Source organism: Micromonospora sp. DT228 (assembly GCF_049841595.1).
Classification (GTDB): Bacteria; Actinomycetota; Actinomycetes; order Mycobacteriales; family Micromonosporaceae; genus Micromonospora.
Map to the genome: position 1 here is coordinate 56970 of NZ_JBNCKO010000017.1, position 24439 is coordinate 81408.

Genomic DNA, 24439 nt, shown 5'->3' on the forward strand with positions numbered 1-24439 from the left:
CGACACCCAGCCGGCCACGATCACCGCGGCTGAGCCGTCCGGCGCCCAAACCGGTCGGCCACACCGTGTAGATCCACACCAACCAGACCATGCCCAGCAGGACGGCGGTCCGTCCGGCGCCCCGCCACCCGAGGTCCCTACTCAGGTAGTGCGACAACTGGGTGATCGTGAAGACGTACACCAGGTCGAAGAACAGTTCGGTGGACGTGGTCCGCTCGACACCGCGGCGCGGGCGCAGCAGCCGCGGATGCAGCGGATGGCCGTCCGACCCGGAGGGGGTCACCGCGCACCCGCCGGCCGGATCGGGCCGGCGGCGTGCGCATTGCGGGCATCCACGACTACAGACGGTAGAGAATACGGTCGCGCCGACGGGTGACAAGCCGCAAATCGATCCCGGCGCGGTGGCCGGCCGCCCCCGTGCTGGGGACGGCCGGCCGTGCGATGGGTGGTTCAGCCAACGCAGACCTGCTGCGCCCTGAGGTTCCACGCCCCGCCGAATGCGACGATCTCCCGTCCGGTCGCCTCGGCGGTGTCCAGCGTCGCCTTGGGTACCAGGGTCGTCACCGAGCCTGCCCCGAGGAGCCCGGTCAGCACTCCGCCGACCCCCGCGGTCTGCGACCCCGCCGGGCAGGCCAGCGTCGGCACGGGCTTAGGCGAGGTCGCGTCGGACGCGCTCAACGCATCCACCAGCGCCATCGCCGGCAACGGGTTGGCGCAGAACGCCTGAGTCTGCAACGTGAAGTTACCCGGCGCGCCGAACACGTACGCGGTGCTCGACACCGCGCCGAGCGCCGAGGTGAACGCCAGCTCGTCGACCGCCACCGCGGCGTTGGCGTTGTCGATCCGGTACCCGCCGCCGAAGGTCTTCTTGCCCGCCGGGCAGACGGCGGTGACGCCCACCTTGTCGAGGGCGTTGTTCGCCGACGTGGTCGTGACCAGTTGCAGGCCGGCCACCGTGCCGGCCGGTGCGCACACCGCGAACGCGCCCACCGACCAGGGCACATTTGTGGCGTTGGCCTCCACCCCGACCACGGTCACGGTGTGCAGGGCGGCGTCGGCGTACATGCGGGTCATCAGGACGTCGCCCTGACCGTCGTTGATCCGCCCGCCGGCACCGACGACCTGGTCCGCGCCGTTGCACGAGATGGGCATGGTCTTGGCGTTCGTCGCGTCCAGGACGCTTGTGGCGGCGACCCGGTACAGGCCGACCGACGCCTGCGCCGGGGTTGTCGGTGCGAGCAGCGTCGTGGCCGCCGCCATGCCGGTCAGCGCTGCCAGACCGGCCATTTTCCGCTTCATGGGATGTTCCCTCCGTACTGCCTCGTCGACTGTCGACGACGGCTGTGGACCCAGACTCGGCACGGTCGTCAGGAGGGCGTCAGCAGCGGCGTACTGACGCCACGATGACGGGCGGCTGCGACAGTGCCGGCGACGTCATCGCGGCGTCACCGGGCTCCGGCGGAGCCCACGAACGGGAGGTCTCATCATGCGTATCCGAGCGGCGGCCCTGGCCGCCCTCCTGGTCAGCGGCGCTGTGATCGGCGTCGGCGGTGGCGCGGCGTACGCCGACCCGGACGTGAATCCGTGCGCCGCCACCGACGGCGACCCGATCATGGGCACCGCCGGCGACGACATCCTGCACGGCAGCGGCGGACCCGACGAGATCTACGGGCTCGGCGGCGACGACATCATCTACGGCGGCGGTGGCGTCGACACGATCCACGGTGGCGCCGGCGACGACGTCCTGTTCGGGAACGGCTGCGGGGACACCCTCGTCGGCGGCGCGGGCGACGACGTGCTGGCCGGTCTCGACGGCGACGACTACCTCTCCGGGTCCAACGGCGCGGACCTGCTGATCGGGGTGGCCGGCGTCACCATCTGGGGCGTGGTCAGCGGCGGCGACAGCCTCGACGGTGGGGCCGGGGAGGACACCTGCGCGGAGGACGACGAGCCCAACAGCGACATGATCTTCTACTCGTACGTGGACAGCAGCGACGGCAACGAGAATCTCTACATTTGCTGACCAGCCGTCGTCCGCAGCACGCCCGGATCCGGGGGCGGTGCGTCGATCGCGCGCATCGCCCCGACCCACCTGTCGAACGCCCGGCGGGCCTCCCCGTGCCGGCCGGCGCCGACAAGCGTCCCGACCAGCGCGCGGTGCGCCCACTCGTCGTAGGAGTCGGCGTCGAGCAGCCGGACCAGTGTGGTGGCGGCCCGGTCGGCGTCACCGTCGCGGCGGTACCGGCGGGCCAGCTCACGCAACGCCCGCAACCACACCGAGCGGGCCTCTTCCCGCAGCCCGTCGGCCCAGTCCTCGTAGGGCTCGTCGGCGAAGGCGTCCCCCCGGTAGGCGGCGTCCACCTCGGCGAGCAGCGCACGGGCCCGCGCCGGGTCACCGTCGCGGGCGAGCCGCTCGGCGGCCGGGACGTCGGTGAGGAGCTTCTCCGCGTCGACGACCACCCGGGTCCTGTCGATGCGCACGCCGGTCAGGTCGGCGCGCACGTACCTGTCGACGGGCCACCGCCGGGGCGGGTCGAGCACGGCACGCACAGCGGACAGCAACACCGACAGGCGGTGCGCGGTCCGCCGCGGCTCGTCGTCGGGCCACAGCAGCTCGCACAGCTGCGCCCGCCCCACGGCACGGCCACGTCGGGCGACGAGGATCTTCAGCAACGTGCGGGCCTGCCGGGACCGCCACGCCGGCAGCGGGACCTCCCGCCCACCGACGATGACCTCGAACCGGCCGAGCACCCGCACCTCGACGGTGCCACCGTCGACTGACGGTTCGGACAACTGCCGTCCGTCGACCGTCTCGACCCCGAGCGCCAGCAACCGGTTGGCAGCCGCCTGCGCCGCCGAGCGCTGGGCGCCGTCAGCGCCCGGGACCCGACCCAGCAGGACGACTGTCTGTTCGGCGGCTGGTCCCGCGCCCGCCGCCCGCCAGATCGCGCCGGCCTCCAGCAGCGCGTCCCGGCTCGCGGCCGGGTCGGCGGCGACCGCGGCGGTGAGTTCCAGTGCCTCGGCCAACGCGTCGGCCTGCCGCCCGTTGCGGGCCGCCCGCACCGCTTCGGCCGCCCGCCGCCGGGAGACCTCCAGGTCACCCCCGGCGTACGCCACCCAGCCCGTCGCGGTCAGCGCGCAGGAGAGCAGGAACGCCGGCGCCAGTCGGTGTGCCTCGTCGGCGGCGGCACGGGCGGCGGTGAGGTCGGCGGCGGCGCCCTCGCAGCGCAGCCGGGCCAGGCCGACCAGCGCCGGGATGCGTACCTGCAGGTCCCCCACGTCCCGGGCCAGCTCCGCGGCCTCGGTGAAGGCCGCCAACGCCTCCTCCCGTCGGCCGAGGCGGCGACTGACCTCGGCCAACCCGTACACACCGGCGGCCGCCCGGTTGAGTCCCAACCGTTGGGAGACCAGTTTGGAGCGGGTGAAGTGCAGGGTCGCCTCGTCGTAGCGGCCCAAGCGCACCAGCGCCTCACCCGCGTTGTGCAGCGCGGTCACCAGCACTCCCGGCGGTCCGGCGAGTTCCGCCGCGCGCACCGCCCGCGCGGCGGTGGCCAGCGCCGGCGGGTACCGGGCCTCCCGCAGCAGGCAGTGCGCCTGATTGACCAGGACCCGCGCCTGCTGGACCAGGTCACCCGCACGTTCCGCCGCCGCCAGGGCCTCGGCCAGGTGCCCGTCGCGGCGAACGCCGGACGAGGTCAGCGCGGCCGCGATGTGCGCCGCCGCCAACGGCGCGTCCTCGTTGACCTGTCGCGCCGCGACGAGCGCCCGCGCTCCGGTGGTGACCGCCTCGTCGACCCGGCCGAGCTGGGCAAGGGTGCTGGCACGGCAGGCCAGCAGCAGGACGTCGTCGGGGCCGGGTGGGGTGACCGTCGGCGGCGCCCGGTCGAGTACCGCGAGGGCGCCGGCATAGTCGGTGCGCAGGTACGGCACCATCGCGGCCCGCCACAGCAGCCGCGCCGGCCAGCGGCGGTCGTGGTCCGACTGGGCCAGCAGCGGGGCGAAGACCCGCGACGCCCAGGTCACCGAGCCGGACATCCGCAACGCGTCGCCGAGGATCAGTTGGAGGTCGGGGTTCTGCTCGGCCGGCGGCAACGCGCTGATCAGGTCCACGACGTCCGGCGCCCCACCACCGGCGAGCATGTCCTCCCCGTGGCTGACGATCAGCTTCGCGCAGCGGGGGGTGTCGTTCGCGTCCCGCAGGGCTCGGGCGGCCGCCAGCGGGTACGCGTTGGCGAGGTACCAGTCGGCGGCGGCGGACAACCGACGGCGTCCGGAGGCGTCGGGCCGGCCGGCCTGCTGGGCCACCACCGCCGCGAGCACGGGCACCAGCTGCACCGTCGACGAGGTGGGGCCCGATCGTCGGCGGGGATGGGCGACCAGCAACCCGGTGCGGGTCGACCAGCGCAGCGCCTGCGCGGTGGCGGCTGGCGTGTCGGCGTCGATGGCCACGCACAGCGGCGCGGTGATCGGGTCGAGGTGGTGGACGCGGCCGAGCAGACTCGTGACCTGCGCGGGCAGGTCGGCGAGGATCTCGTCGCGGGCGAAGTGCCCGCCGGCGGTGCCGGGTTCGGTCAGGGCGGCGAGCAGTTCCCGCCGGCCGACGCCCTGCCGGCCGAGGGCGTCACCGGCGAGGTGTACCCAGGCGGGCCAGCCGGCGGTCAGCTCGTAGACCAGGTAGGCCAGGTCGCTGTCGGGCACCGCGTGTTCGTCGCGCAGGATCCGGGCGACCGCGTCCCGGCCGAGGGCGAGGGTTTCCGGCCCACGCTGCACGACGGGCCCGGCACAGGCGCTTCGCGCCGCGTCGGCAAGCGGTTGTCGGGCGGCCAGCGTCACCGCCGGCTGACCCGGCAGCGCGCCCAACAGCCGCACCAGGGCCAGTTGGTCGTCCTCGTTGAGAGCGGACACCTCGTCCACGGCGACCCGGGCCGGCGGGTGCGCGTCCGACGAGCTGGTGGGCTGCGACAACGCGTCGATCAGGTCCGTCGCCCGGTGCCAGGTCGTCGGACCGTCCCCGCCGATGGTTTCCAGGGCGGTGCTCTTGCCATAACCGGCGGCGGCCACCAGCAGCAGCCACCGCTGTGCTGGGGTGCGCCGGTCGGTTGCCATCGCGTCGCCTCCGCTCGTCCGAGCACCGCGGAAGGTCACCCGGAGGGCCGGTGACCCACGCTAACCATCCGGCGGCCCGCCCACGCTGGCGTTGTCCGAGAACCGACGCAGTGCCGGCGGCCGGTCAGGACGGCCCTCGGGCGGCGGACCGTGCCCGCGACCTGTCGATCACGATGACGGCGACGGTCACCGCCAACGCCAGCGCGGCGCACACCGCGACGGGCACGCCCAGCCCCACGCAGACCGGCACCAGCGCCAGCAGCACCAGCACGGCGGTGATCCGGCTGGTCGGCAGGCGTCGCCACAGCCACGCCTTGTAGGCGGCGTGCCCGGCGAGGAACAACGCCGGACCACCGAGGACGAACAGCGCGGCGACGGCGGTGGTGGGCGCGCCGGGGTCCCGCAGCAGCAGCTCGTCGCCCGCCGACGCGACGATCACCCCGGCAACGATCACCGGGTGCAGGTAGTTGAACGCGACCCGGCTCAACGCGCCGGTACGCTCGCCCGCCCCCGCGATCACCTCCGTCGCGGCCGGGGCCGACCGGGCGAAGTACACCCACCACAGCGCCACCGAACCGGCGAACGCCAGCAGGAACGCCCCTGCCGTGGCCAGGTCCACGTGCGAGGTGAACGTGCTGCCGGTGACCAGGATCGACTCGCCCAGCGCGATCAGGACGAACGCCGCGGACCGTTCGGCGAGGTGCCCACCCTCGACCATCCACCGTTCGGGGCGGCTGCGTCCCCGCCCCGGCAGCGGGTAACCGATCAGCAGGCCAACCACCTCGATCACGATCACCGCCGCCCACAACACCTCCCGGGCGACCCCGGTGGCCAGGCCGCCGAGCACCACGAGCACCGACGTCCCGGTGATCCACGGCAGCGACTGCTGGAATCCGGCGACCAGCCATGGGCTGCCCTGCACCGCCCACAACGCGAACAGGGTGCGGCCCACCTGCACGACCACGTAGACCACCGCGAAGAGCAGACCGGTGTCGGCGAACGCCTGCGGGATCGCCGCCGACAACGACAGGCTGCCCAGCGCCACCCCGATCAGCAGCACCCGCACCGGCCCCTGATCCGGTTGCAACCAGTTGGTCAGCCAGGTGGTGTAGACCCAGACGAACCAGACAAGCGCCAGCAACAGCGCCGTACGCCCGGCGCCGCGCCAGTCCGGGTGCTCGATCAGGTAGTGCGACAGCTGGGTGACGCTGAAGATGAAGACCAGGTCGAAGAGGAGTTCCGTCGAGGTGGTCGGCTGCACCCCCGTGCGCGGGCGTAACAGCCAGGGACGCACCGGGGTGATGGCCGGTGGCTCAGAAGGGGTCACCGCACACCCGCCAGTCCCCGCTCTCACGGACCACCGGCAGGCGTCGTTCCTCGCTGAGCCCGCCGTCGCGGGTCACCTTCACGGTGACCGTGCCGTGTGGTCGTCCGCTGCGGGTCGCGACCGACACGTCGGTGATCTCGTAGTCGGTGACCATCGGCGGTGTCCGTACCCAACTGGTGAAGCCGATCGCGCTCCACCGGCTGCGCGCGTCCGCGCAGAGCCGGTCGTACGCCCGGTCGCTGTCGCCCAGGGCCACCTCGCTGAGGAAGTCGTCGGCGGTGTCCCGGATCGGGCCGGCGGCCTGACGGACGGTTTGCAGGTTCCAGGCGGCCAGCCCGGCCACCCCGACGCAGCACAGCGCCACACCGAACCCGGCGAACGCGAGCCCGGTGCGCATCGGGCGGTTGCGCCGGGCCGGTCGGCTCCAACCCTGGCCGGCACCCACGACTACCGACCGTAGAGAACGCGATCGCGCTCACGTGCGACAAGTCGGAAATCGACCGAACCTGGGTGGGTGCGCCCGCCCTGTTCGGATCGGCCGCGGATCGTCTACCGTCGGCGCACACCCCCGAGCAGTGCCAGGAGCCGATCGATGAGCCGCTTCGTGCAGCCGGTACCACCTCCCGTCGACCCGTACGCCGGTGACGGCCTGCTGCGTTCCTGGCTGGAGCGACACCTCGGCCCGGATGGGCACGCCGCCGCGAAGGGACGCCTCGCCGACCTGGCCGCCGACGTCACCGGGCCGCTGCGCGCGGCGCACGCCGACGCGGAGGCGCACCCGCCGACGCTTGTCCGCTACGACCCGTGGGGCGCGCGGATCGACCGGATCGACACCTCCGCCGGCTGGCAGGCGCAGCGCGCCGCCGCCGCGCGGCACGCCGTGGTCGCGCTTCCCTACCTGACCGACGCGCGCGGCGCCTGGGGCGCCGCCGCGCGGGTCGTGCAACACGCCCTGCTGCACCTGTACGGGCCGGAGTCGGCGACGTTCTCCTGCCCGGTGGCGATGGCCGACGGGGCGGCGGCGCTGCTCAGCATGCCCGACGTGGACACCGGGGTCCGCGACGCGTGGCTGCCCCGACTGGTCGCCACGGACCCGGCCACGGCGATCACCAGCGGGCAGTGGATGACCGAGTCGCAGGGCGGCTCCGACCTGGGCCGGTCGAGCACAATCGGCCGACCCGCGGCGGACGGGTCCTGGCGGCTGACCGGGGAGAAGTGGTTCTGCTCGGCCGCCGACGCGGCGATGGCGGTGGCGCTGGCCCGGCCGGAGGACGCCGGGCGCGGCAGCCGCGTGCTCGCGCCGTTCCTGGTCCCCCGCTACGCGGCCGACTCGCCGTTGAGCATCGGCGGGGCGCCGGGCGCGCCCGCGTCGGGTGTCATCGTGCGCCGCCTCAAGGACAAGCTCGGCACCCGCGCGTTGCCCACCGCCGAGATCGGTCTGCACGACGCGTACGCGCTTCCGCTGGGTGATCCGGCGGTGCCCGGCCTGGTCCGGGCGATGACCCTGGTCGTGGTGACCCGGGTGCACAACGCCGCCGCGGCGGCCGGTGGGATGCGACGCGGGTTGGACTACGCCCGCGCGTACGCCGAGGCGCGGCACGTCGCCGGCGGGCCGCTGGTGTCCTCGCCGCTGCACCGGGCCACGCTGGGCACCCTCGCGGTCGACGCGGCGGGCGCGTTCGCCCTCGCCGGGCACGCGTTCGCCCTGCTGGGGCGCGTCGAGGTCGGCGCGGACCCGGCGGCCGCGGCGGAGCTGCGGATCGTGGCGCCGCTGGCGAAGCTGGCCACCGGACGGCTGGCCGTCAGCTCCGCCAGCGAGTACGTGGAGAGTTTCGGCGGGGCCGGTTACGTGGAGGACACCGGCGTGCCCCGGCTGCTGCGCGACGCGCAGGTGCTGCCGATCTGGGAGGGCACCACGAACGTGCTGGCCCTGGACGTGCTGCGCGCGTTGACCCGGGAGGACGCCGGGACGCCGGTGCTGGGCCGGCTCGCCGCAGCGGTCGACCTGGCCCGACCGCTGTCGCCGACGCTTGCCGACACCCTGGCCGCCGCCGCCGCGCGGTTGGGCGACACCATCACCGCGGTGACGGCCGATCCGGGCGCCGCCGCGGTGCAGGCCGGTGCCCGTGGTCTGGCGCTGCGCCTGGCGTACGCCCTGACCACCGCGTTGCTCGTCGAGCACGCCGCGTGGGGTGACGAGCAGGCGGAGTTGGCGGCCCGGCTGTGGGCGCGGCGTTGGCTGCGGCACGAGGAGATCGCCGAGGACGCCCACCACCACCTGGAGTTGCTCTGCTGAGACGGCCGGCGCGAGTGGACGGGTGGCGCGAATGTCGGTGCTGATCGAGCTGGGTGACGACCGGGGCGCGCCTCTGGACGAGCACCCGCCACCGCTGCGGCTGCCCCGCCGGTGGCGGGTGGCGGTGCTGGTGGCGGTCTGTGCGCTGCTCGGCGGTGCCGCCCCGGCCGCGCGGCTGACGCCCCCGGTCGCGCTGGCGGTGCCCGCTCGGGCGACCGTGCTCGGCGCGGGGCCACTGCTGCTGGTCGTCGACCCGGGCTCGAACCCGCCGACGGTGAGCGCCTACGACTCGGCCGCGCCGGACGGCCCGCCGCGGTGGCGGGTCACCGTGCCACCCGCCGCGGGATGGTTCGCCGAGGTCGCCGGTGACCTGCTGCTGCTTGTCGAACGCGACCAGGCGCGCGGGGCGCGGATGACCACCGCGCGGTCGATGCGGACCGGCCAGCAGGTGTGGCAACGACCCGAGCGGGTGTACGCGGCCGGGGACGCCGCGGTCGCGGTGAGCGAGGTGCGCAGCGCCGCCGAACCGGGACGGCGGGTCGAGGGCACCGTGCACGGCGTCGACCGGAGCACAGGCGCGACCCGGTGGTCGGTTTCGCTGCCGTCCACGGCGGTGCTCCGGGCGCTGCCCGGCCTGCCCGGGCGGGTGCTGCTGGTGCGCGATGACGGGGTGGCCCGACTGCTCGATGCCCGCGACGGCACCGAGCGCGGGCGGGGACAGCTTCCGCCGGCCGACTACGGCCCGGACAACCCCCAGGTCGTCGGCGCACACCTGGTGCTGCGTCATCCCAGTGGCGGCGCGGTGACGCTGACCGGGTACGACCTGCCGGGGCTGGCGCCGCGGTGGCAGGCGCCGGCGGAGCCGGGTGAGCTGACCATGCGGCCCTGCCAGGGCCTGATCTGCGGGCAGGACGAGCAGGGACGCTGGGCGATCGACGCGGGCACCGGGGCGCGGGTGTGGACGTGGCCGGCCGGGGCGCGCTGGCGCACGGTGGCGGGCCCCCTGGTGCCGGCGGAGCCCCTGGTGGTGCTGGGAATGGCGGCGGACGGCAGGAGTTCCCTGGTCGCCACGCTGGGACGCGACGGTCCTCGGGTGTCCATGGTGCTTCCGGCGGGTCTGACCAACTGCCGACGGGCCGGCACCGGTCTGATCTGCCGCGACGGCACGGCCCGCGTGACGTTCTGGCCCCTCGAGGTCCCCTGATTCGGCGGTCAGCGCAGGGGGCCCCGGGCGACGGCGGCGCGCATCGTCGCCGGGTCGCCGACCGGGACGAACTCCAACCACCAGGTCGCGCCGGCCGCCGCGAGCTGATCGACGTGGGCGCGTTCGGCGCGTGCGTCGGGTCGTCGCCGCCGGCCGCCGATCGCCACGTCGAACGGCTGGCCGTCGGCGCGCGTCGGTGGCAGGGCGCCGACCAACTCGCGGACCTCGTCGGGGGTCCGACGCGCAGGCGCGCCGAACCTGTCGGGGGTCGGCGACATACTGCTGGCGTGACAGTCTCCGCAGACCTCGCCATGGTCAATCTCGACAGTTCCGACCCCGCCGGCCACGCCGCGTTCTACCACCAGGTGCTCGGCTGGGAGGTCACCCACAGCCAACCCGAGTACGCGATGATCAACTCCGGCGGCGTCTCCATCGGCTTCGGTCTGGTCGAGGGCTACCAGCCGCCGGCCTGGCCCGATCCGGCCGGCGACAAGCGCTACCACCTGGATCTCTATGTCGACGACCTCGCGGCGGCGGAGGCCACGTTCGTCGCGGTGGGCGCGTCCAAGCCGGATTTCCAGCCCGGCGGTGACAGGTGGGTGGTGCTTCTCGACCCGATCGGGCAGCCGTTCTGCATCTGCCCCCGCCCCCAGAGCTGAGCGGGCGGGCGTCAGCTACGGCGGCGGGACCGGGCCGCCCACACCACGTAGGCCGGGTCGCGGTCGAGGTTGTGCCGGTCGCGGTCGTAGCGGCGGGTGGTGCGCGGGTCGGCGTGGCCCATCGCGTCCTGCACGTCCTCCAGTGGCACGCCCTCGGAGCGGGCGGTGGTGGCGAAGGCGTGCCGCAGGGAGTGCGGTGACAGCTTCGCCCAGGCCGGGATGCCGGCGGCGCGGGCGAGCCGGCGGACCATCCGGAACACCGAGTGCCGGTCCAGCCGGGCACCGCTGGCGGTGACCAGCAGCGGCCCGGTCAGCTGGGGCACTGACACGCCGGTGGCGGCGGCCCGCTGGGCCAGGTAGGCGTCCACGGCGTACCCGCTGCCGGGGGTGAGGGCCCGGCGGCGTTGCTTGCCGCCCTTGCCGACGAAGCGCACGCTGCGATGGCCGCGTTCGGTGCCGAGGTCGGTCAGGTCCAGCGAGATCAGCTCCCCGACCCGCAGGCCCAGGTCGGCGAGGAGCGCGATCGCCGCCCGGTTGCGCAGGGCGGTCGGGCCGGTGTCCGCGTCGGCGGCGCCGAGTAGGGCGTCCACCTCCTCCGGGGTGAGCCCGAGGGTGGCGGAGTGGTCCCGGTCGACGCGGGGTCGGTCTGCCCCGGAGACCGGGTTGGCCGCCAGCGCGCCCAGCTTCACCAGGAAGTCGTACCAACTGGACAGCGCGGAGAGCCGCCGCGCCACGGTCGCCGGGGTCAGCGGTCGGCCGCTGCGGGCGGCGACGGTGGACTCCAACGCGCGCGCGTAGTCGTTGACGTGCAGGAACGTGGCCCGCAGCGGGTCGAGGTCACGGCCGGCGCACCAGGTGAGCCAGCCGGTGACGTCGCGTCGGTACGCGTCACGGGTGTGCTCGGACAACCGCCGGTTGCGCAGCCACGCCTCGGTGACCTCGACGGGCCCACTCGGCAGCGCGGGTGGCGCGGACGGGCGGGCCCGCACCGGAGCGTCGGAGAACACCATGTGAAAAAGGCTCTCAGCCTCGGGTGGGATCAGCGTGCAGGCGCGCCGATCCCACCCGACATCGTGATCATGCGTTGATCTGCCGACGCCCGTCGCCGTTGGCGGTGATGGTCACGCGGCGGGGCTTGGCGCGCTCGGTGACCGGGATGCGCAGCGTCAACACCCCGTGCTCGTACCCGGCTTCCAGCCTGTCGGTGCCCAGCGTGTCGCCCAGGAACAGTTGCCGGGTGAGGGTGCCCAACCGCTCACCGCAGCCGCTTCTCGAACCAGTGCTCGGCGTAGGGACCCTGCGAGTACGCCGGGATCTCCGCGTAGCCGTGCCGGGCGTACAGGGCGCGGGCCTCGACCAGGTCGGCGCGGGTGTCGAGTCGAATCCGGTCCGCGCCGGCCGCCGCGGCCCGCTTCGCGGTGGCGGCCAGCAGTTCGGCGCCGCCACCCGCGCCCCGATGGGCGGGTCGGACGAACACCCGGGTCAACTCGGCCCAGCCCGAATGCCAGCGCAGTCCGGCGCAGCCGGCCAGGTCGTCGCCGCGGTGGGCGAGCAGCAGCAGGCCGCTCGGGTGGGTCAGGTCGTCGCTGGGCATCTCGGCGAGCGCCTCGTCGACCTCGCCGGGCCGGGCCGGGCGACGGTGATAGCGCACCACCATCTCGGTCATGTACTCGCGCAGCAGCAGCACCGCGTCGGGCTGGTCGGGTCGGCTGGGGCTGATCGTCCAGGTTGGCCGGGCGGTGGTGGTCACCAGTCGATCATCGCCGCCCGGTCAATCGCTTATCGGGGAGGTCAGCGACGGTGGGCCGGCAGCAGGGCGATCAGGGGGATCGCCACGGCCAGGTGCGTCGCGCCGAGGATCAGCTTCGCGCCGCCGGTGGCCTCGACGCCGAGCAGCGGGACGAGGGACACCGCCGTCACCACCGCAGCGAGGGAGATCCAGACCGGCCGGGCGACCCGTGGGGCGAACCGCTCCAGCAGCGCCAGCGCCGCCCAGCCGAGCAGGGCGGCCCCCAGGGCGACAGTGACGATCTCGCCGGCTCCGATGTCAGTGGCGGGTTGACCCGGGCTCTCGACCGTGAAGTCGACTCCGGCCAGCGCGCCGATCGCCCAGATGACCACGGCGGCCACCACGGCGGCGGCGACGCCGAGGGCACGGCGGCGCAGGGTCGAGGTGGTGGGGGACGTGACGGCGGTAGCGCTCATGACGGCTCCTCGTTCAGGGGAAACGAACGAGTACGACCGTAGCAGATAGTCTTGTCCGGAACTATCTTCCTCAGAACTAACAGCCGGAGCGGGCCCCCGGCGCGTACGGGGAGGTGGTGGCCAGTGGGCCGCTCACCAACGCCAGCAGGGCTCGCAGGAACGCCTCGCGGTCCTGCTCGGGCAGGGTCGCGAGCAGGTCGTCCTGGATGCGCCGGACCACCTGCCGTGCCCGTTGCAGCACCTGCTCCCCCGCTGGTGTCACCACGACCAGCCGGGCCCGTCGATCGGTCGGCGACGGACGGCGCTCGGCCAGCCCGGCCCGCTCCAACTGGTCGAGCGTGACGACCATCGTGGTCTTGTCCACGCCGCACCGCTCGCCGATCTCCCGCTGGGTCAGCTCGCCGGTGTGCGCCTGCGCCAGCACGTAGTGCGCCCGCGGCGAGATGCCCAGCTCGGCCAACCCAGCGGCGTGTTCGGTCTGCAACGCGTGACTCGCCCAGGAGAGCAGGAACAACAGATCCGGTGGGCCGTCGGCGGGCGTGCAGGAGGTCATGCGCCGAGGCTAGCAAGATCCTCCGTGACCAGACGGTTTGCGCCGTGGACGATCAGGGCCGCTGGTAGATGCCGTGCGCACGGGTGAGCAACTGCTCGTCGACGAGATACCGACGCAGGGTGGCGTGGTCCGACCCGCCCGCCGCGCACCACGCCTTGAGCGCCTCGTCGACGGCCCGCTCCGGATAGCGAGCGCCCGGCTCGAACGACCGCTCGGCGATGTGCGTGAGCAGGACGCGCCGCCGTTTCGGCTGCGCCGGCAGGCCCACCAGGACGTCCCCGCGCAAAAAGGTCCGCAGCACCGGATCGGCGGCGGGGTCGGCGTTGTCGGCCGGGCGACTGTCGCGGGCGGCCGCCCGCAGCGACGCCTCGTCGGCCGTGAGCGCGCCGTCCGCGCCGGCGACGAGGCCCGCGTCGGTGAGCCGGCGGACCCCGGTGAGCACGACCCGCGCCGGCAGGCCGGTGCGCTCGGCGACCTGCGCCGCGCTTGTCGCGCCGAGCACGATCGCCGCGAAGATCCGTCGTCGTCCGTCGTCGGCCAGGGCCCCGGCCAGAGTGTGCGCAGTCACGCCGGTCACCCTCGCATCAGAGGTACGCGGGCCGCCAGGCAATTTCCCGGCCCGCTCGGCCGGCCGCCGACTGGGGTTGGTGTCGCTGGGGTACGCGCTGACACCGCTGGCGGCCGACCCCGTGGGCGGCCGTCGGCGTCCGGTGAGCCGGAGGGTGCGCGCCCACGCGAAAGGCCCCCGACCAGCGCCGGGAGCCGGTGTGCGGGGGTGCTCGGTCAGCCGTCGTCGCGGGTCATCGCGACGAAGCCACGCCACGCCTGCGGGCTGAAGGTCAGGGTGCCGCCGTCGCGATCCTTCGTGTCCCGCACGAGGACCACCCCCGGGAGGTTGTCGGCGACCTCGACGCAGTCACCGCCGTTGCCGCCGCTCCTCGTGCTCTTACGCCACCGCGCGCCGCTCATGTCCATGATGCTGCCGCTTCTCTCAGAAGGTCCAAGGAACGCCCTCGGGGCAGGGCCTCTCCGCGAATACGCTCCCACCGTCGTTCCAGGTTAACAAGCTCCGATGGCTGGTCGAGGATCTGCGCCTGCGCCGGGCCGTCGACGTGGGCGACCCGCGACCCGTCCGGCATGTCGGCGATGGTGAACGGGCCGTCCAGGCCGGGATAGCTGGGCGCGTCCGCCGGGACGATGTGGAGCTGGACGCTGTCGGTCTCGGCGTGCTCGAGCAGGCGGGTGAGTTGCGCCGCCATCAGGGCGCGGTCGTCGCCGACGCGTCGCCGGAGCACCGCCTCGTCCAGCACGGCGATCAGCAGCGGCCCGCTGTCGCGGGTGAGGATCGCCTGCCGGGCGATCCGCGCCGCGGCGAACTCGTCTACCGCGTCCGCTCTCAGCACCCCACCCGCCAGGGTCGCCCGCGCGTACGCCTCGGTCTGCAACAGCCCGGGCACCCAGGCGAGCTGAAACGACCGTAGCGTCACCGCCTCGCGTTCGATGTCGACCCACCGCCGGAACCACACCGGCTCCCGACGACGGACGACGTCCGGCCAAAGCGCGTCGGTGTCCTTTGCCAACAACTCCGCGACAGTGGAGCGGTGTCGACTCTGCGGAATGTGGCCCGGGTTCGCCCACCTCGCGACGGTCTTCGGGTGCACACCGATGCGACCTGCGAGGCTCTCGGCCGTGTGACCCGCCTCGGCGAGCGCCGCAACAAATGCGTGATTCATGCCGTCCCTCCCTTGGAACAAATCAACCGTCCAAAGAAGGTTGCACAACGCTGTGTGATTGTCCAGCAACTCTCGGAAAGGTGGGGTGTAGACGGCGCGGCCGGCAGGGACCCGAACCCGGCGGACGCGTTCGTGGCGGGGCCGCCCCGACGGGGCGGCCCCCTCCCAACGCCAGCCAGGGGGCATCGATGCCAGCCGAGAGAGCCAGAGCAGCGCCCGCCGACACCACCGGAGCCGCGATGACCGGCATCCTGCGGGCGGGGGACGTGATCCTGCTGAGCACCGCCGCCAGCGTCCAGTTCCGCACACCGATTGTCGTCCGGGTCATCCGCGAGTTGCCGGATCGACACACCTACGACGGGTGGCTCTGGCTCGACGCCTACGAGCTGAACCCGAAGGGCGAGGCGATCGCACGACGCGAACTGTTCGTCATGCGTGCGGGCGTGCGGATCCACGTGTTGTCCCCGCGCCGGGCCAACGAGACCCGCCGGCCCGCACCGAGCCGGCGTACCGGTCCCGTGGGGGTCGGCTGATGCCCCGCCCGCCGCACTCACCGTTGCGGCCGTCGTGGCGGTGCCGGGTCTGTGGCATCCGGTGGCCGTGTTCGGCCGCGAAGCTGCGACTGCTCGGCGAGTACCGCGAGGATCGGCCCGGCCTGTTGGCCCACCTGGCAGAGCTTCAGCAGACAGCCGCAGCCGACCTCATCGCGCTCAACCCGGGCAGCACGCCGCCCGACCTCACCCCGCGATTCGTCGGCTGGGCCGAAGCCCGCTGAGCCGTCCCGATCCCGACGACGAACCCCTGCGCAACGGGCATCGCCGCGCAGGTGTCCCAGCCGCCCGTCCCGCACCCGGCATTAATCGCGCGCTCTCCGACGCCGGAATCGCTAGCCTCACCCAGAGGTTGGTCGCTCAACGGCACCTCCATGAATCGGGGGATTCACGATGTCTGGCGCAGCGACCGGCAGCGCCTCGCTGCGTCCCACCCAACTGCTTCGCCGCAGTCGACCCCTTCGTGCTCTCTTCACGGCCCGGCTCGTCTCGTACGCGGGCGATTCGCTCAGCCTCGTCGCGCTCATGTTGCACGTCAGCGAGACGACGGGGAAGGCGCTGGCAGTCTCCCTCCTGCTGCTCGTCGGAGATCTCGCGCCGTCACTGTTGGGTCCCTTCAGCGGGGCCCTCGCCGACCGGCTCAACCTCCGGCGGCTGATGGTCGCCTGTGAACTCGTCCAGGCCGCGGTGATGCTGGTGATCGTGGTGACGCTGCCACCGCTGCCGGTGCTGCTGGCCCTCGTCGCGATCCGCGCCACCGCCTCGCAGATCTTCCAACCGGCGTCTCGCGCGGCGGTGCCCGCACTTGTCGCCGACCGCGACCTGGAGACCGCCAACTCCACAGTCGGGTTCGGCTCGAACGCGGCGGAGGCGGCCGGCCCGCTCCTCGCCGCGGCCCTGTTCCCGCTTGTCGGCCTCCGTGGTGTGCTCCTCGTCGACGCGGTGTCGTTCCTCGTCTCGGCCGTGCTGCTCGCGACGCTCCCCTCGATCCCGGCGGTGACCCAGGAGGGGCGCCAGCCGTCCCTGCTGCGGCAGGCCCGATCGGGAATCGGCTATCTGCTGAGCGTTCCGACGGTGCGGGTGATCTTCCTGGGCTTCACCGCGGTGGTCGCCTTCAACGGGGTCGACGACGTGGCACTGCTGGTGTTGGCCCGGGACACCTTCGAGGTGGGCAGTTGGGCGGTCGGGTTGCTGCTGGGCGCGGTCGGCGTCGGGCTCGTCGCCGGGTACGCCATGTTGTCCCGCTGGGGGACCCGGGCGTCGATGCCGCTGCTGCTGATCGTGGGCTTCGGGGTCAGCAGTCTCGGGAACCTGCTGACCGGGCTCGCCTGGGCCGTCGCCGCCGCGATCGCCCTGCAGGGGGTCCGTGGGCTCGGACTGGCGGCCATGGACGTCGCCTCCAGCACGCTGCTGCAACGGACGGTCCCGCCGGGCATGCTCGGCCGGGTCTTCGGAAACCTGTACGGCGCGATCGGGGTCGCCGCCGCGCTGTCCTACCTCGCCGGTGGTGTGCTGCTCGACGTCACGTCCGCCCCGGTGACCCTGGTGGCCGCGGGCGTCGGCGGCCTGGTGGCCACCGGCATCGTCGCGCTGCGACTGCCACGGGCGATGCGACGCAAGGACGGTGCGACGACACCCGCGCCGACCATCGAGGAGATCGGCTGATCAGGAGGTCCGCGTCGCTCGGGAATGATGGACGTCGGCCACTCGACTGACGCGGACCGGGGCGCGCCGGCCATCGCCGGCACGCCCCGCTGCGAGGGGTCCGTGTGTCAGCTCGCGGGCCCCACGCTCATCACGTACTGGCCCTCCATGTTCCCGGGCGGCGAGAAGTTGGCCACGATGAAGGTCTCCCACCACTTCGTGCCCTGGCCGGCGACCCGCCCTACGCCCAGCTTCGTGGTGTTCTTCCACACCAGTGCGGTGAAGTGCCCGATGGGCTTCGTGGAGTCGATGGGTTCGCCCGTGGCGAAGTTGTAGTTGCTGTGCTCGGCGTACCAGTTTTCTACCGCGGCAGTTCCCGAGCCCGCCGTGGGGCCGGTCGAGGCGCCCGCCCACGAAGCGTTCTCACCGGTGTCCGGTCGCAGGCCCTCATGGGTGAGCTTGGTGGCCTCGGCCATGAAGGACGCCCGCGACTTCGAATACTCCACGAGTTCCGGGTCGAGGGTAAGCGGCGGCGACCCGTGCCGTGCCCGCAGTTGGTTGACCTTTGTCAGCACCTCTTGCAGGAACTCGTCGTTGGTTCGATCAGCGAATCCAGCTCGCATGATGTGACACCCTTCTTCTGCGGACGAACGGCGGGAGATCTGCCCCATTGGCGGGCGGCTCGGCCCTGGGCGGCTCGCACAGCGGACCGGGCAGCCATCGGCAGCCTTCCATTCACCAACCCGAAAAGACCGTCACTGACGGTGACGGAACAATGACAGAGGCGATAACACCGCAGTCCCGCTGGCACACCGGTGGGGAAAAACCGGCCCACCGCTCCAGGTGACCGGGGCACCCGGGCCTGGACGGCAGCGTCAGCGGCACGTTTTCCCAGCCGTGAACGACATCAGCGACGGGCCAGAGAATTTCCTGTTCTCTGTCACAACGGCAATTTCGCACCCCGGCCGACCAGCACGACACCCGTCCACGGCACGGTGCGACCCGCCGCCCGGTTTGTGTCACATCGCGATGCGACGTAAGGACGGTGCGACGCCGACGGCGTCCAGCGAGTAGATCGACTGCTCAGATCGGGCCGTCGGTGCGCAGCCGTGCGTGCAGGTGCATGTCGTGCCAGCCGTCGGTGTGCCGAACCGACCCCCGGAGCAGGCCCTCCGGCGGAAAACCGGCACGCGTGGCCACCCGGCACGACGCCACGTTGGCGGTCGAGTGCTCCAGGGCCAGCCGGTGCAACCCAGCCCGGGTGAAGCTCCACCGGGTGAGTGCCCCCAGCGCAGAGGCGGCGATGCCCTGCCCACGCGCCGCGGGCACCACCCAGTACGACACCTGCGCCGACGCCTCCTCCAGCAGCACGCCCCGCAGTCCCACCTGGCCCACAGGCCGGTCGTCGGCGTCGACGACCGCCCAACTGGCCGACGTCTCGTCGCGCCAGAGCTGCGCCCACCGCGCCGTCCACGCCCGCGCCTCGTCTTCACCGTCCAGGCGGCGGACGTGCCACCGCTGAATCCGCGGACAGTCGAAGGCTGCCCGTACCGCCGGCGCGTCGTCGACCCGCCACGGCCGCAGCGCCAGCCCGGGGCGTACCGGAAGGTCTGGTTGTGCCTGGGCGCCGAGGCTCCCGGCGGGCAGGGCGGACGTGACGAGCGACGGCATCGGCCCATTATCGGGCCGGCGGCGTCACTCTCCGGTCGGCCCCCCGGCGAGTTCGGCGACCACGTCGAGGTGACCGAGGTGGCGGGCGTACTCCTGGACCAGGTGGAACAGCACCCGCTCCAGCGTCGCCGGGGCCGCGCCGCTCCAGCGCTCCCCCGGCGCGCCGACCTCCGCCAGGTCGTGCGCCGTCACCACCGCCGTGGTGTGCGCGCCCTGCGCCAGCAGCGCCGCCACCAGGTCCTCCCGCGTCTCGTCGGGGGCCACGTACCAGCGGTCGTCGCGGCGGTCGCCCCACGGCTGCGCGACGTCCCGGCCCTGGAAACCCCACTCGATCCAGCGCCGCTCGACGTGGCGCAGATGCGTGAGCAACTCCAGCGGGGTCCACCCGGACGGCAGCCGGCTGCGCCGCAGCTCGGGCTCGGCCAACGCGGACACCCTGGCCACCATGGACTCGCGGAAGTAGTCCAGGTAGCGCAGGAAGACCTCGGTGCGGCTGCCGGCCGGGTCGGTCGGCTCGGGGAAGGGGATCACGAACCGGTGGGCAGGTCGCGGGCGCGCTGTCGCACACCCGCCCCGCCGTACGGGTAGTCACCCACCAACGGGGCGCTCGCCTCGTCCAGCGACCGCATCTGCTCGGCGTCGAGGACCAGGTCCGCGGCGCTCAGGTTGTCGTCGAGCTGCTCGGTGGTCCGCGCGCCGAGGATCACCGAGGTGACCGCCGGCCGGGCGGCCAGCCAGGCCAACGACACCGCCGACATGGACACGCCCCGTTCGTCGGCAACCCGGCGCACCGCGTCGAGCACCCGCCAGGTGCGCTCCTCGGCGTTACGACCGGCGTACGCCTCGACGCCGCGCTGCGGGTTCTCACCGAGCCGGGTCGCGCCGGTGGGCGTGCTGTCGCGCTGGTACTTGCCGGTCAGCCAGCCGCCACCCAGCGGCGACCACGGCAGGATGCCGATGCCCTCGTTCTCGCAGACCGGCACCAGCTCGAACTCGATCTCCCGGGCCAGCAGGTTGTACTGCGGTTGCAGGGTCACGATCGGGGTGAGGTTGAGGTGCTGGGTGAGCAGGGCCGCCTTCTGCAACTGCCAACCGGTGAAGTTGCTGACCCCCGCGTAGCGGATCTTGCCGGCGCGCACCGCGTCGTCGAAGAACCGCAGCGTCTCCGGCAGCGGGGTGAGCGGATCCCAGGCGTGCGCCTGGTACAGGTCCACGGCCTCGACACCGAGCCGCCGCAGGCTGGCGTCCAGGGCACGGGTGAGGTGCAGCCGGGACAGGCCGGCGTCGTTCGCCCCCGGACCCATCGGGAACCGCCCCTTGGTGGCGATCACCAGTCGGTCACGCAGGTCGGGCCGCGTCCGCAGCCAGCGCCCCACGATGTCCTCGGAGACACCCGCGGAGTAGACGTCGGCGGTGTCGATGAAGGTGCCACCGGCCTCGACGAACCGGTCCAGTTGGGCGAAGCTGCCGGCCTCGTCGGTCTCCGCCCCGAACGTCATCGTGCCCAGACACAGGGTCGACACCACGGTGCCGGTGCCCCCCAGAGTGCGATAGCGCATATCGTCCTTTCGGTCCGAGTGACAAAGCCGATCTTCGCACTCGGCTGGGCCACCCGCACAGGGAGACCGCCAGGCCCCCGCACGGGCACCCGCGCCGTCACGCCGCCGGTCATCATGAGCGGGTGAGCGAGCCCGTGATCGACATTGACCGACCCCAACGGACGGTTTCGACGTCACCGCCGGGAGCGCCGGAGCCCGGTGCGCCCACCCGCGGCCCGTGGCTGGTGGCCCTGGCGACGAGCGTGATCCTGCTGCTGCTCGCCGGCCGCTACGGCTATCACCGTGACGAGTTGTATTTCCTGCTCGCCGGCCGACACCTCGACTGGGGCTACGTCGACCAGGGCCCGCTGGTCCCGGCGCTGGCCCGGCTGCTGGACACGATCGCGCCGGACAACCTGGTGATTCTGCGGACCCCGTCGGCGCTGCTGGCCGGTGGCGCGGTGCTGCTGGTCGCCGCCATCGCCCGCGAGCTGGGCGCCGGCCGCGGTGCGCAGACCTGCGCGGCGGTGCTGGCCGCGCTGTCCGGCATCGTGCTCGCCAGCGGGCACCTGCTCAGCACCACCACCGTCGACCTGCTGGTCTGGCTCGTCGCGGCGTGGTGTGCGGTGCGGTTGCTGCGCACCGGCGACAGCCGCTGGGCCCTGGGCATCGGGCTGGCGCTCGGCGTGGGCATGCTCAGCAAGGTGCTTCCCGCGCTGCTGGCCGTGGGCCTGATCGTCGGCGTGCTCATCGCCGGGCCACGTCGGCTGTTGCGCGACCGCTGGGTGCTCGCCGCCGCCGGGATCGCCCTGCTGCTGGCCGCACCGAACCTGATCTGGCAGGCGGCGCACGGCTTCCCCCAGCTCGGGGTGGCGGGCTCCATCGCCGACGGCGACAGCTCCTACAGTGGCCGCCGCGACGCGTTGACCCTCCAGTTCGTCATCATCAGCCCGTACGCCGTACCCATCTGGATCGCCGGCCTCGTCGCGCTGCTGCGCCGCCCGGCCTGGCGGGCCTACCGGGCGGTGGGCTGGGCCTGGTTGGTGGTGTTCGGCATCGTGCTGATCGCCGGCGGCAAGGGCTACTACGACGCGCCGCTGCTGCTGGTGCTCACCGCCGCCGGCGCGGTGGTGACCGTCGGATGGGCGTCGCGCGGGTCGGTCCGGCTGCGCCGAGGGCTGCTCGCGCTGGGCGTGGTGCCGCTCCTGCTACCCAACATCGTGCTGCTGCTGCCGGTGCTGCCGGCCGAGCGGTTGCCCGGGTTCGTGGTCGACGTCAACTACGACGCGGGCGAGACGATCGGCTGGCCGGCGTTCGCCGACTCGGTCGCCGCCGTCCATCGTGGGCTGCCACCCGAGGAGCGCCCCCGCGCGGTCATCCTAACCAGCAACTACGGCGAGGCCGGCGCGCTGGCCCGCTACGGTCCGGTCCGTGAGCTGCCGCAGGCGTACTCCGGGCACAACAGCATGGTCGACTTCGGCCAGCCGCCGGCGGGCGCGGACGTGGTCATCGCGGTCGGCTGGGAGCGCCCGGAGCCGCTGACCGCCTGGTTCGACGAGTGCACGCTCGCGGGGCGGGTGGATCAGCGGGTCGAGGTGGACAACGACGAGAACGACGGCCCGATCCACGTGTGCCGGGGGCTGCGGCGTCCGTGGGCACAGATCTGGGACTCCGAGGTACGCCACACCGGGTGACAGGCCCTCAGCCGGCGCCGCTGGTCAGCCAGGCCTGGATGCCGACAAGTGCTTCGGGGCCGGAGGTGGCGTCGACGTCGCGGGCGAGGTCGGCGATCGTGACCGCGGCGAGCGCCTGATGCCATGCGTCCTCGGCTGCCCACATCGCGCGGGCGACCGGACACGGCGTGGTGCAGGCGTCGGCCGGGGTCGCGAACGGGCCGCGCTGGCGGATCTCGGTGCAGACGAAGGTCGGGCCGGGACCGTCGACGGCCTGGACCACGTCGAGCAGGGTGACGCTCTGCGGTGCCCGGGTCAGGACGTAGCCGCCCGACTTGCCCTGCACGGAGTGGACCAGGCCGGCGCGGGCCAGGGCCTGGAGCTGCTTGGCGAGGTAGCTGCCGGAGACGTCGTGCAGCTCCGCCAGCTTGGCCGCCGGGACGGGCGTGCTGCTGACGGTGAGCACCACGCAGCAGTGCAGCGCCCACTCGACCCCGCCGGACATCTTCATGCCCTCACCCTAGCCAACCCCAGTTACCCGGACTTCAAATGTCCGAGTATGGTTCTCGGATAAGAAAGGTCCGAGTATCGGTCGCCGTCCGGCGGGCCGGACAAAGACCCCACATCGTCACGGGAAGGTGCACTGTCATGAAGATCGCCGTACTGGGTGGGACCGGGCTCATCGGCTCGCAGGTCGTGCGGATCCTGCGGACCGCCGGGCACGACGCGGTGCCGCTCTCGCCCTCCACCGGGGTGGACCTGCTCACCGGGCAGGGCCTGTCCGACGGGCTCACCGGCGCCGACGTCGTCGTCAACCTGACGAACTCGCCGACCTTCGACGACGCCTCCCCCGCCTTCTTCCAGACGACGATGGACAACCTCCTCGCCGCCGCCGGTCGCGCGGGCGTCGGCCACGCCGTGGTGCTCTCCATCGTCGGCGTCGACCAGGTGCCCGACCTGGCCTACTACCGCGCCAAGGTCCTCCAGGAGGACCTCCTCAAGGCCGGTCCCGTCCCGTACTCGATCGTGCGCGCCACCCAGTTCTTCGAGTTCGTCGAGGCGATCCTGTCGTGGACGGCCGACGACACCACCGTCCGCCTGCCCAGCACCCCCGTGCAGCCCATGGCCGCGGCCGACGTGGCGCAGGCCGTCGCCGAGGTCAGCATGGGCGCACCCCTGCGCGGTGTCCGCAACGTCGCCGGCCCCGACGTCTTCGCCCTCGACGAGCTGGGGCGGATCACCCTCGCCGCACACGGTGACCAGCGCACCGTCACCACCGACGACAACGCCGGCATGTTCGCCGCCGTACCCGGCGCGGCCCTCATCGCCACCGACGACGCCGTCCTCGCGCCCACCACCTACCGGGAGTGGCTCAACCGCCAGGGCTGACGTGTCCACCGGCCCGCACGCCGCCGTGGCCATCGAGGACCACGGCGGCGTACGGGCCGGCGCGGTCGTCAACCCCCGCCGCCCGTGGCTGGGGCCGCGAAGACGAACCGGTGATGGATAGAGTTCGCGTCGTGATCGACACCGGGGCCGAGGTCGACAGGCGCGTCGCCGAGGCGTGGGCGCGGATCGAGGCTGGCCTCGGTCGCGTCCTGCCGTCCTCCCTACGCCAGCTCAACGAACCGGCCCCGGCACATGCGATCGATGCGGTGGAAACCGCCCTGGCCTTGACACTGCCGCCCGATTTCCGGGCAAGTCTCCGCATCCACAACGGGACCGACCCCGGTACGACGCTGCCGTCTGTTGAGCCCACCCCGGTACCGCTGGACAACCTCTGCGACACCGACCAGATCATCGAGATGACCCGGATGTGGCGCGACAACTACGGTCCGGAGCCGGACTGGGACGACCCTCAGGTCTGGGCCTACCTGGTCGACAGGGGAATGCTCTGCCTGAACGGCCCGGTGCGGCCGATCGTCGGCACGCCGGGCGCGGTGGTCGTGGGGCACATGAACGGCGACGTGCTGTGGCTGCTCGACGGTGATCCGGCACCGGGGGGAACGCCCGGACAGGTGGTCCGGGTGGATGTCGAATGCGCCTCATGGGACGTGTTGGCTCCATCGTGGACGCGGCTACTGGTCCGCTACGCCGAGGATCTGGCGCTGGTCTCGGCGGACCCGGCCACCTCGCCTCTCAAGATCGACCCGTTCGTGGGGCCGGAATGCGAGTGGGGCAGCACCCCCTCGGCCTCGTGGGGGACGCGTCCGGCGTGGCTTCGGGACGTCCAGGCGCGCAGCCCCTACACCTGATGCCCGTCGACGAGACCCGCACGG

General features: G+C 73.1%; 28 protein-coding genes and 1 pseudogene. 10 read left to right on the forward strand and 19 right to left on the reverse strand.

From position 1 onward, the window contains the following. Nucleotides 1-31: 31 nt before the first annotated feature. Nucleotides 32-487: pseudogene (locus ACLQ29_RS27770) on the reverse strand (low temperature requirement protein A); the annotation flags it as partial. After that, nucleotides 451-1299, reverse strand: a complete 849-nt coding sequence (locus tag ACLQ29_RS27775) for a hypothetical protein (RefSeq protein WP_425774379.1) — start codon at nt 1297-1299, stop codon at nt 451-453. The pseudogene ACLQ29_RS27770 and the gene ACLQ29_RS27775, both read right to left, overlap by 37 nt. Nucleotides 1300-1486: 187 nt before the next feature. On the opposite strand from ACLQ29_RS27775, the gene ACLQ29_RS27780 reads away from it, so the two are divergent. Continuing rightward, nucleotides 1487-2023 carry a calcium-binding protein gene (locus tag ACLQ29_RS27780; RefSeq protein ID WP_425774380.1) on the forward strand — a complete coding sequence of 179 codons (537 nt, stop codon included), beginning with the start codon at nt 1487-1489 and terminating at the stop codon, nt 2021-2023. On the opposite strand, the gene ACLQ29_RS27785 is transcribed toward ACLQ29_RS27780, so the two are convergent. The 3 genes from ACLQ29_RS27785 to ACLQ29_RS27795 form a co-directional block, all read right to left on the reverse strand. Then, complete coding sequence (locus ACLQ29_RS27785) at nt 2011-5106, reverse strand: BTAD domain-containing putative transcriptional regulator (RefSeq protein ID WP_425774381.1); 3096 nt, start codon at nt 5104-5106, stop codon at nt 2011-2013. The two genes, ACLQ29_RS27780 and ACLQ29_RS27785, sit on opposite strands and share 13 nt — an antisense overlap. Before the next feature lie 124 nt (nt 5107-5230). Beyond that, entirely contained in the window at nt 5231-6433 is a 1203-nt protein-coding gene (locus tag ACLQ29_RS27790; protein WP_425774382.1) for a low temperature requirement protein A, read from the reverse strand. Continuing rightward, nucleotides 6420-6878, reverse strand: coding sequence for a hypothetical protein (locus tag ACLQ29_RS27795; protein WP_393374705.1), 459 nt, complete (start codon nt 6876-6878; stop codon nt 6420-6422). The genes ACLQ29_RS27790 and ACLQ29_RS27795 overlap by 14 nt, the downstream gene beginning before the upstream one ends. Before the next feature lie 147 nt (nt 6879-7025). Here ACLQ29_RS27795 and ACLQ29_RS27800 point away from each other — a divergent pair, with 147 nt between their 5' ends. Then, complete coding sequence (locus tag ACLQ29_RS27800) at nt 7026-8729, forward strand: acyl-CoA dehydrogenase family protein (protein ID WP_425774383.1); 1704 nt, start codon at nt 7026-7028, stop codon at nt 8727-8729. A gap of 31 nt (nt 8730-8760) precedes the next feature. Beyond that, nucleotides 8761-9933, forward strand: coding sequence for a PQQ-binding-like beta-propeller repeat protein (locus tag ACLQ29_RS27805; RefSeq protein ID WP_425774384.1), 1173 nt, complete (start codon nt 8761-8763; stop codon nt 9931-9933). 8 nt (nt 9934-9941) lie between these two features. Here the strand turns inward: ACLQ29_RS27805 and ACLQ29_RS27810 are convergent, their stop codons facing one another. After that, nucleotides 9942-10211 carry a hypothetical protein gene (locus tag ACLQ29_RS27810; protein WP_425774385.1) on the reverse strand — a complete coding sequence of 90 codons (270 nt, stop codon included), beginning with the start codon at nt 10209-10211 and terminating at the stop codon, nt 9942-9944. 9 nt (nt 10212-10220) lie between these two features. Here ACLQ29_RS27810 and ACLQ29_RS27815 point away from each other — a divergent pair, with 9 nt between their 5' ends. Beyond that, nucleotides 10221-10592 (forward strand): VOC family protein, encoded by a 372-nt coding sequence (locus ACLQ29_RS27815; protein WP_425774386.1) that lies wholly within the window; start codon nt 10221-10223, stop codon nt 10590-10592. Between the two features lie 11 nt (nt 10593-10603). On the opposite strand, the gene ACLQ29_RS27820 is transcribed toward ACLQ29_RS27815, so the two are convergent. From ACLQ29_RS27820 to ACLQ29_RS27855, 8 genes are all read right to left on the reverse strand, one after another. Continuing rightward, complete coding sequence (locus tag ACLQ29_RS27820; protein WP_425774387.1) at nt 10604-11602, reverse strand: tyrosine-type recombinase/integrase; 999 nt, start codon at nt 11600-11602, stop codon at nt 10604-10606. Nucleotides 11603-11669: 67 nt separating this feature from the next. After that, nucleotides 11670-11843, reverse strand: coding sequence for an Hsp20/alpha crystallin family protein (locus ACLQ29_RS27825; protein ID WP_425774388.1), 174 nt, complete (start codon nt 11841-11843; stop codon nt 11670-11672). A gap of 4 nt (nt 11844-11847) precedes the next feature. Further along, nucleotides 11848-12342, reverse strand: coding sequence for a GNAT family N-acetyltransferase (locus ACLQ29_RS27830; RefSeq protein WP_425774389.1), 495 nt, complete (start codon nt 12340-12342; stop codon nt 11848-11850). A 41-nt stretch (nt 12343-12383) separates the two neighbouring features. Further along, nucleotides 12384-12797, reverse strand: a complete 414-nt coding sequence (locus ACLQ29_RS27835) for a DUF6069 family protein (RefSeq protein ID WP_425774390.1) — start codon at nt 12795-12797, stop codon at nt 12384-12386. A 76-nt stretch (nt 12798-12873) separates the two neighbouring features. After that, a complete protein-coding gene (locus ACLQ29_RS27840) occupies nt 12874-13350 on the reverse strand; it encodes a MarR family winged helix-turn-helix transcriptional regulator (protein ID WP_425774391.1) in 477 nt (158 codons plus the stop codon). Nucleotides 13351-13402: 52 nt separating this feature from the next. After that, the gene (locus ACLQ29_RS27845; RefSeq protein WP_425774392.1) at nt 13403-13918 is read right to left on the reverse strand and encodes a DUF2087 domain-containing protein; all 516 of its coding nucleotides are present in this window, start codon (nt 13916-13918) and stop codon (nt 13403-13405) included. Nucleotides 13919-14133: 215 nt separating this feature from the next. After that, complete coding sequence (locus tag ACLQ29_RS27850) at nt 14134-14325, reverse strand: DUF397 domain-containing protein (RefSeq protein WP_425774393.1); 192 nt, start codon at nt 14323-14325, stop codon at nt 14134-14136. Continuing rightward, nucleotides 14316-15083 carry a DUF5753 domain-containing protein gene (locus ACLQ29_RS27855; RefSeq protein WP_425774394.1) on the reverse strand — a complete coding sequence of 256 codons (768 nt, stop codon included), beginning with the start codon at nt 15081-15083 and terminating at the stop codon, nt 14316-14318. The genes ACLQ29_RS27850 and ACLQ29_RS27855 overlap by 10 nt, the downstream gene beginning before the upstream one ends. Nucleotides 15084-15322: 239 nt before the next feature. Between ACLQ29_RS27855 and ACLQ29_RS27860 the strand changes: the two genes are divergently transcribed. The 3 genes from ACLQ29_RS27860 (at nt 15323) to ACLQ29_RS27870 (ending at nt 17299) form a co-directional block, all read left to right on the forward strand. Continuing rightward, nucleotides 15323-15616, forward strand: a complete 294-nt coding sequence (locus tag ACLQ29_RS27860; protein WP_425774480.1) for a hypothetical protein — start codon at nt 15323-15325, stop codon at nt 15614-15616. Next, nucleotides 15616-15858, forward strand: a complete 243-nt coding sequence (locus ACLQ29_RS27865; protein WP_425774395.1) for a flavin reductase — start codon at nt 15616-15618, stop codon at nt 15856-15858. Before ACLQ29_RS27860 ends, ACLQ29_RS27865 begins: the two co-directional genes overlap by 1 nt. 169 nt (nt 15859-16027) lie before the next feature. After that, on the forward strand, nt 16028-17299 hold the full coding sequence (locus tag ACLQ29_RS27870) for an MFS transporter (RefSeq protein ID WP_425774396.1): 1272 nt from the start codon (nt 16028-16030) through the stop codon (nt 17297-17299). 107 nt (nt 17300-17406) lie between these two features. On the opposite strand, the gene ACLQ29_RS27875 is transcribed toward ACLQ29_RS27870, so the two are convergent. The 4 genes from ACLQ29_RS27875 to ACLQ29_RS27890 all read right to left on the reverse strand — a co-directional run bounded on the left by ACLQ29_RS27875 (nt 17407) and on the right by ACLQ29_RS27890 (nt 20508). Beyond that, complete coding sequence (locus ACLQ29_RS27875) at nt 17407-17901, reverse strand: CAP family protein (RefSeq protein ID WP_425774397.1); 495 nt, start codon at nt 17899-17901, stop codon at nt 17407-17409. 460 nt (nt 17902-18361) lie between these two features. After that, the gene (locus ACLQ29_RS27880; protein WP_425774398.1) at nt 18362-18949 is read right to left on the reverse strand and encodes a GNAT family N-acetyltransferase; all 588 of its coding nucleotides are present in this window, start codon (nt 18947-18949) and stop codon (nt 18362-18364) included. A gap of 24 nt (nt 18950-18973) precedes the next feature. Then, nucleotides 18974-19480 (reverse strand): DUF664 domain-containing protein, encoded by a 507-nt coding sequence (locus ACLQ29_RS27885; protein WP_425774399.1) that lies wholly within the window; start codon nt 19478-19480, stop codon nt 18974-18976. Further along, nucleotides 19477-20508, reverse strand: coding sequence for an aldo/keto reductase (locus tag ACLQ29_RS27890; protein WP_425774400.1), 1032 nt, complete (start codon nt 20506-20508; stop codon nt 19477-19479). The genes ACLQ29_RS27885 and ACLQ29_RS27890 overlap by 4 nt, the downstream gene beginning before the upstream one ends. Before the next feature lie 122 nt (nt 20509-20630). On the opposite strand from ACLQ29_RS27890, the gene ACLQ29_RS27895 reads away from it, so the two are divergent. Further along, the gene (locus ACLQ29_RS27895; RefSeq protein WP_425774401.1) at nt 20631-22181 is read left to right on the forward strand and encodes an ArnT family glycosyltransferase; all 1551 of its coding nucleotides are present in this window, start codon (nt 20631-20633) and stop codon (nt 22179-22181) included. Nucleotides 22182-22188: 7 nt separating this feature from the next. On the opposite strand, the gene ACLQ29_RS27900 is transcribed toward ACLQ29_RS27895, so the two are convergent. Further along, entirely contained in the window at nt 22189-22671 is a 483-nt protein-coding gene (locus tag ACLQ29_RS27900) for an RrF2 family transcriptional regulator (protein WP_425774402.1), read from the reverse strand. Between the two features lie 137 nt (nt 22672-22808). On the opposite strand from ACLQ29_RS27900, the gene ACLQ29_RS27905 reads away from it, so the two are divergent. Next, complete coding sequence (locus ACLQ29_RS27905) at nt 22809-23549, forward strand: SDR family oxidoreductase (protein WP_425774403.1); 741 nt, start codon at nt 22809-22811, stop codon at nt 23547-23549. Between the two features lie 131 nt (nt 23550-23680). Beyond that, nucleotides 23681-24415: an SMI1/KNR4 family protein gene (locus tag ACLQ29_RS27910; RefSeq protein WP_425774404.1), complete on the forward strand. Its 735-nt coding sequence runs from the start codon at nt 23681-23683 to the stop codon at nt 24413-24415. Nucleotides 24416-24439: the final 24 nt, after the last annotated feature.

Coding starts and splice junctions, on each gene's coding strand:
- ACLQ29_RS27775 (WP_425774379.1), bottom strand. CDS start 1,299: ATGAAGCGGAAAATGGCCGGTCTGGCAGCGCTGACCGGCATGGCGGCG.
- ACLQ29_RS27780 (WP_425774380.1), top strand. CDS start 1,487: ATGCGTATCCGAGCGGCGGCCCTGGCCGCCCTCCTGGTCAGCGGCGCT.
- ACLQ29_RS27785 (WP_425774381.1), bottom strand. CDS start 5,106: ATGGCAACCGACCGGCGCACCCCAGCACAGCGGTGGCTGCTGCTGGTG.
- ACLQ29_RS27800 (WP_425774383.1), top strand. CDS start 7,026: ATGAGCCGCTTCGTGCAGCCGGTACCACCTCCCGTCGACCCGTACGCC.
- ACLQ29_RS27805 (WP_425774384.1), top strand. CDS start 8,761: ATGTCGGTGCTGATCGAGCTGGGTGACGACCGGGGCGCGCCTCTGGAC.
- ACLQ29_RS27810 (WP_425774385.1), bottom strand. CDS start 10,211: ATGTCGCCGACCCCCGACAGGTTCGGCGCGCCTGCGCGTCGGACCCCC.
- ACLQ29_RS27820 (WP_425774387.1), bottom strand. CDS start 11,602: ATGGTGTTCTCCGACGCTCCGGTGCGGGCCCGCCCGTCCGCGCCACCC.
- ACLQ29_RS27835 (WP_425774390.1), bottom strand. CDS start 12,797: ATGAGCGCTACCGCCGTCACGTCCCCCACCACCTCGACCCTGCGCCGC.
- ACLQ29_RS27840 (WP_425774391.1), bottom strand. CDS start 13,350: ATGACCTCCTGCACGCCCGCCGACGGCCCACCGGATCTGTTGTTCCTG.
- ACLQ29_RS27850 (WP_425774393.1), bottom strand. CDS start 14,325: ATGGACATGAGCGGCGCGCGGTGGCGTAAGAGCACGAGGAGCGGCGGC.
- ACLQ29_RS27855 (WP_425774394.1), bottom strand. CDS start 15,083: ATGAATCACGCATTTGTTGCGGCGCTCGCCGAGGCGGGTCACACGGCC.
- ACLQ29_RS27860 (WP_425774480.1), top strand. CDS start 15,323: ATGACCGGCATCCTGCGGGCGGGGGACGTGATCCTGCTGAGCACCGCC.
- ACLQ29_RS27865 (WP_425774395.1), top strand. CDS start 15,616: ATGCCCCGCCCGCCGCACTCACCGTTGCGGCCGTCGTGGCGGTGCCGG.
- ACLQ29_RS27870 (WP_425774396.1), top strand. CDS start 16,028: ATGTCTGGCGCAGCGACCGGCAGCGCCTCGCTGCGTCCCACCCAACTG.
- ACLQ29_RS27875 (WP_425774397.1), bottom strand. CDS start 17,901: ATGCGAGCTGGATTCGCTGATCGAACCAACGACGAGTTCCTGCAAGAG.
- ACLQ29_RS27880 (WP_425774398.1), bottom strand. CDS start 18,949: ATGCCGTCGCTCGTCACGTCCGCCCTGCCCGCCGGGAGCCTCGGCGCC.
- ACLQ29_RS27890 (WP_425774400.1), bottom strand. CDS start 20,508: ATGCGCTATCGCACTCTGGGGGGCACCGGCACCGTGGTGTCGACCCTG.
- ACLQ29_RS27900 (WP_425774402.1), bottom strand. CDS start 22,671: ATGAAGATGTCCGGCGGGGTCGAGTGGGCGCTGCACTGCTGCGTGGTG.
- ACLQ29_RS27905 (WP_425774403.1), top strand. CDS start 22,809: ATGAAGATCGCCGTACTGGGTGGGACCGGGCTCATCGGCTCGCAGGTC.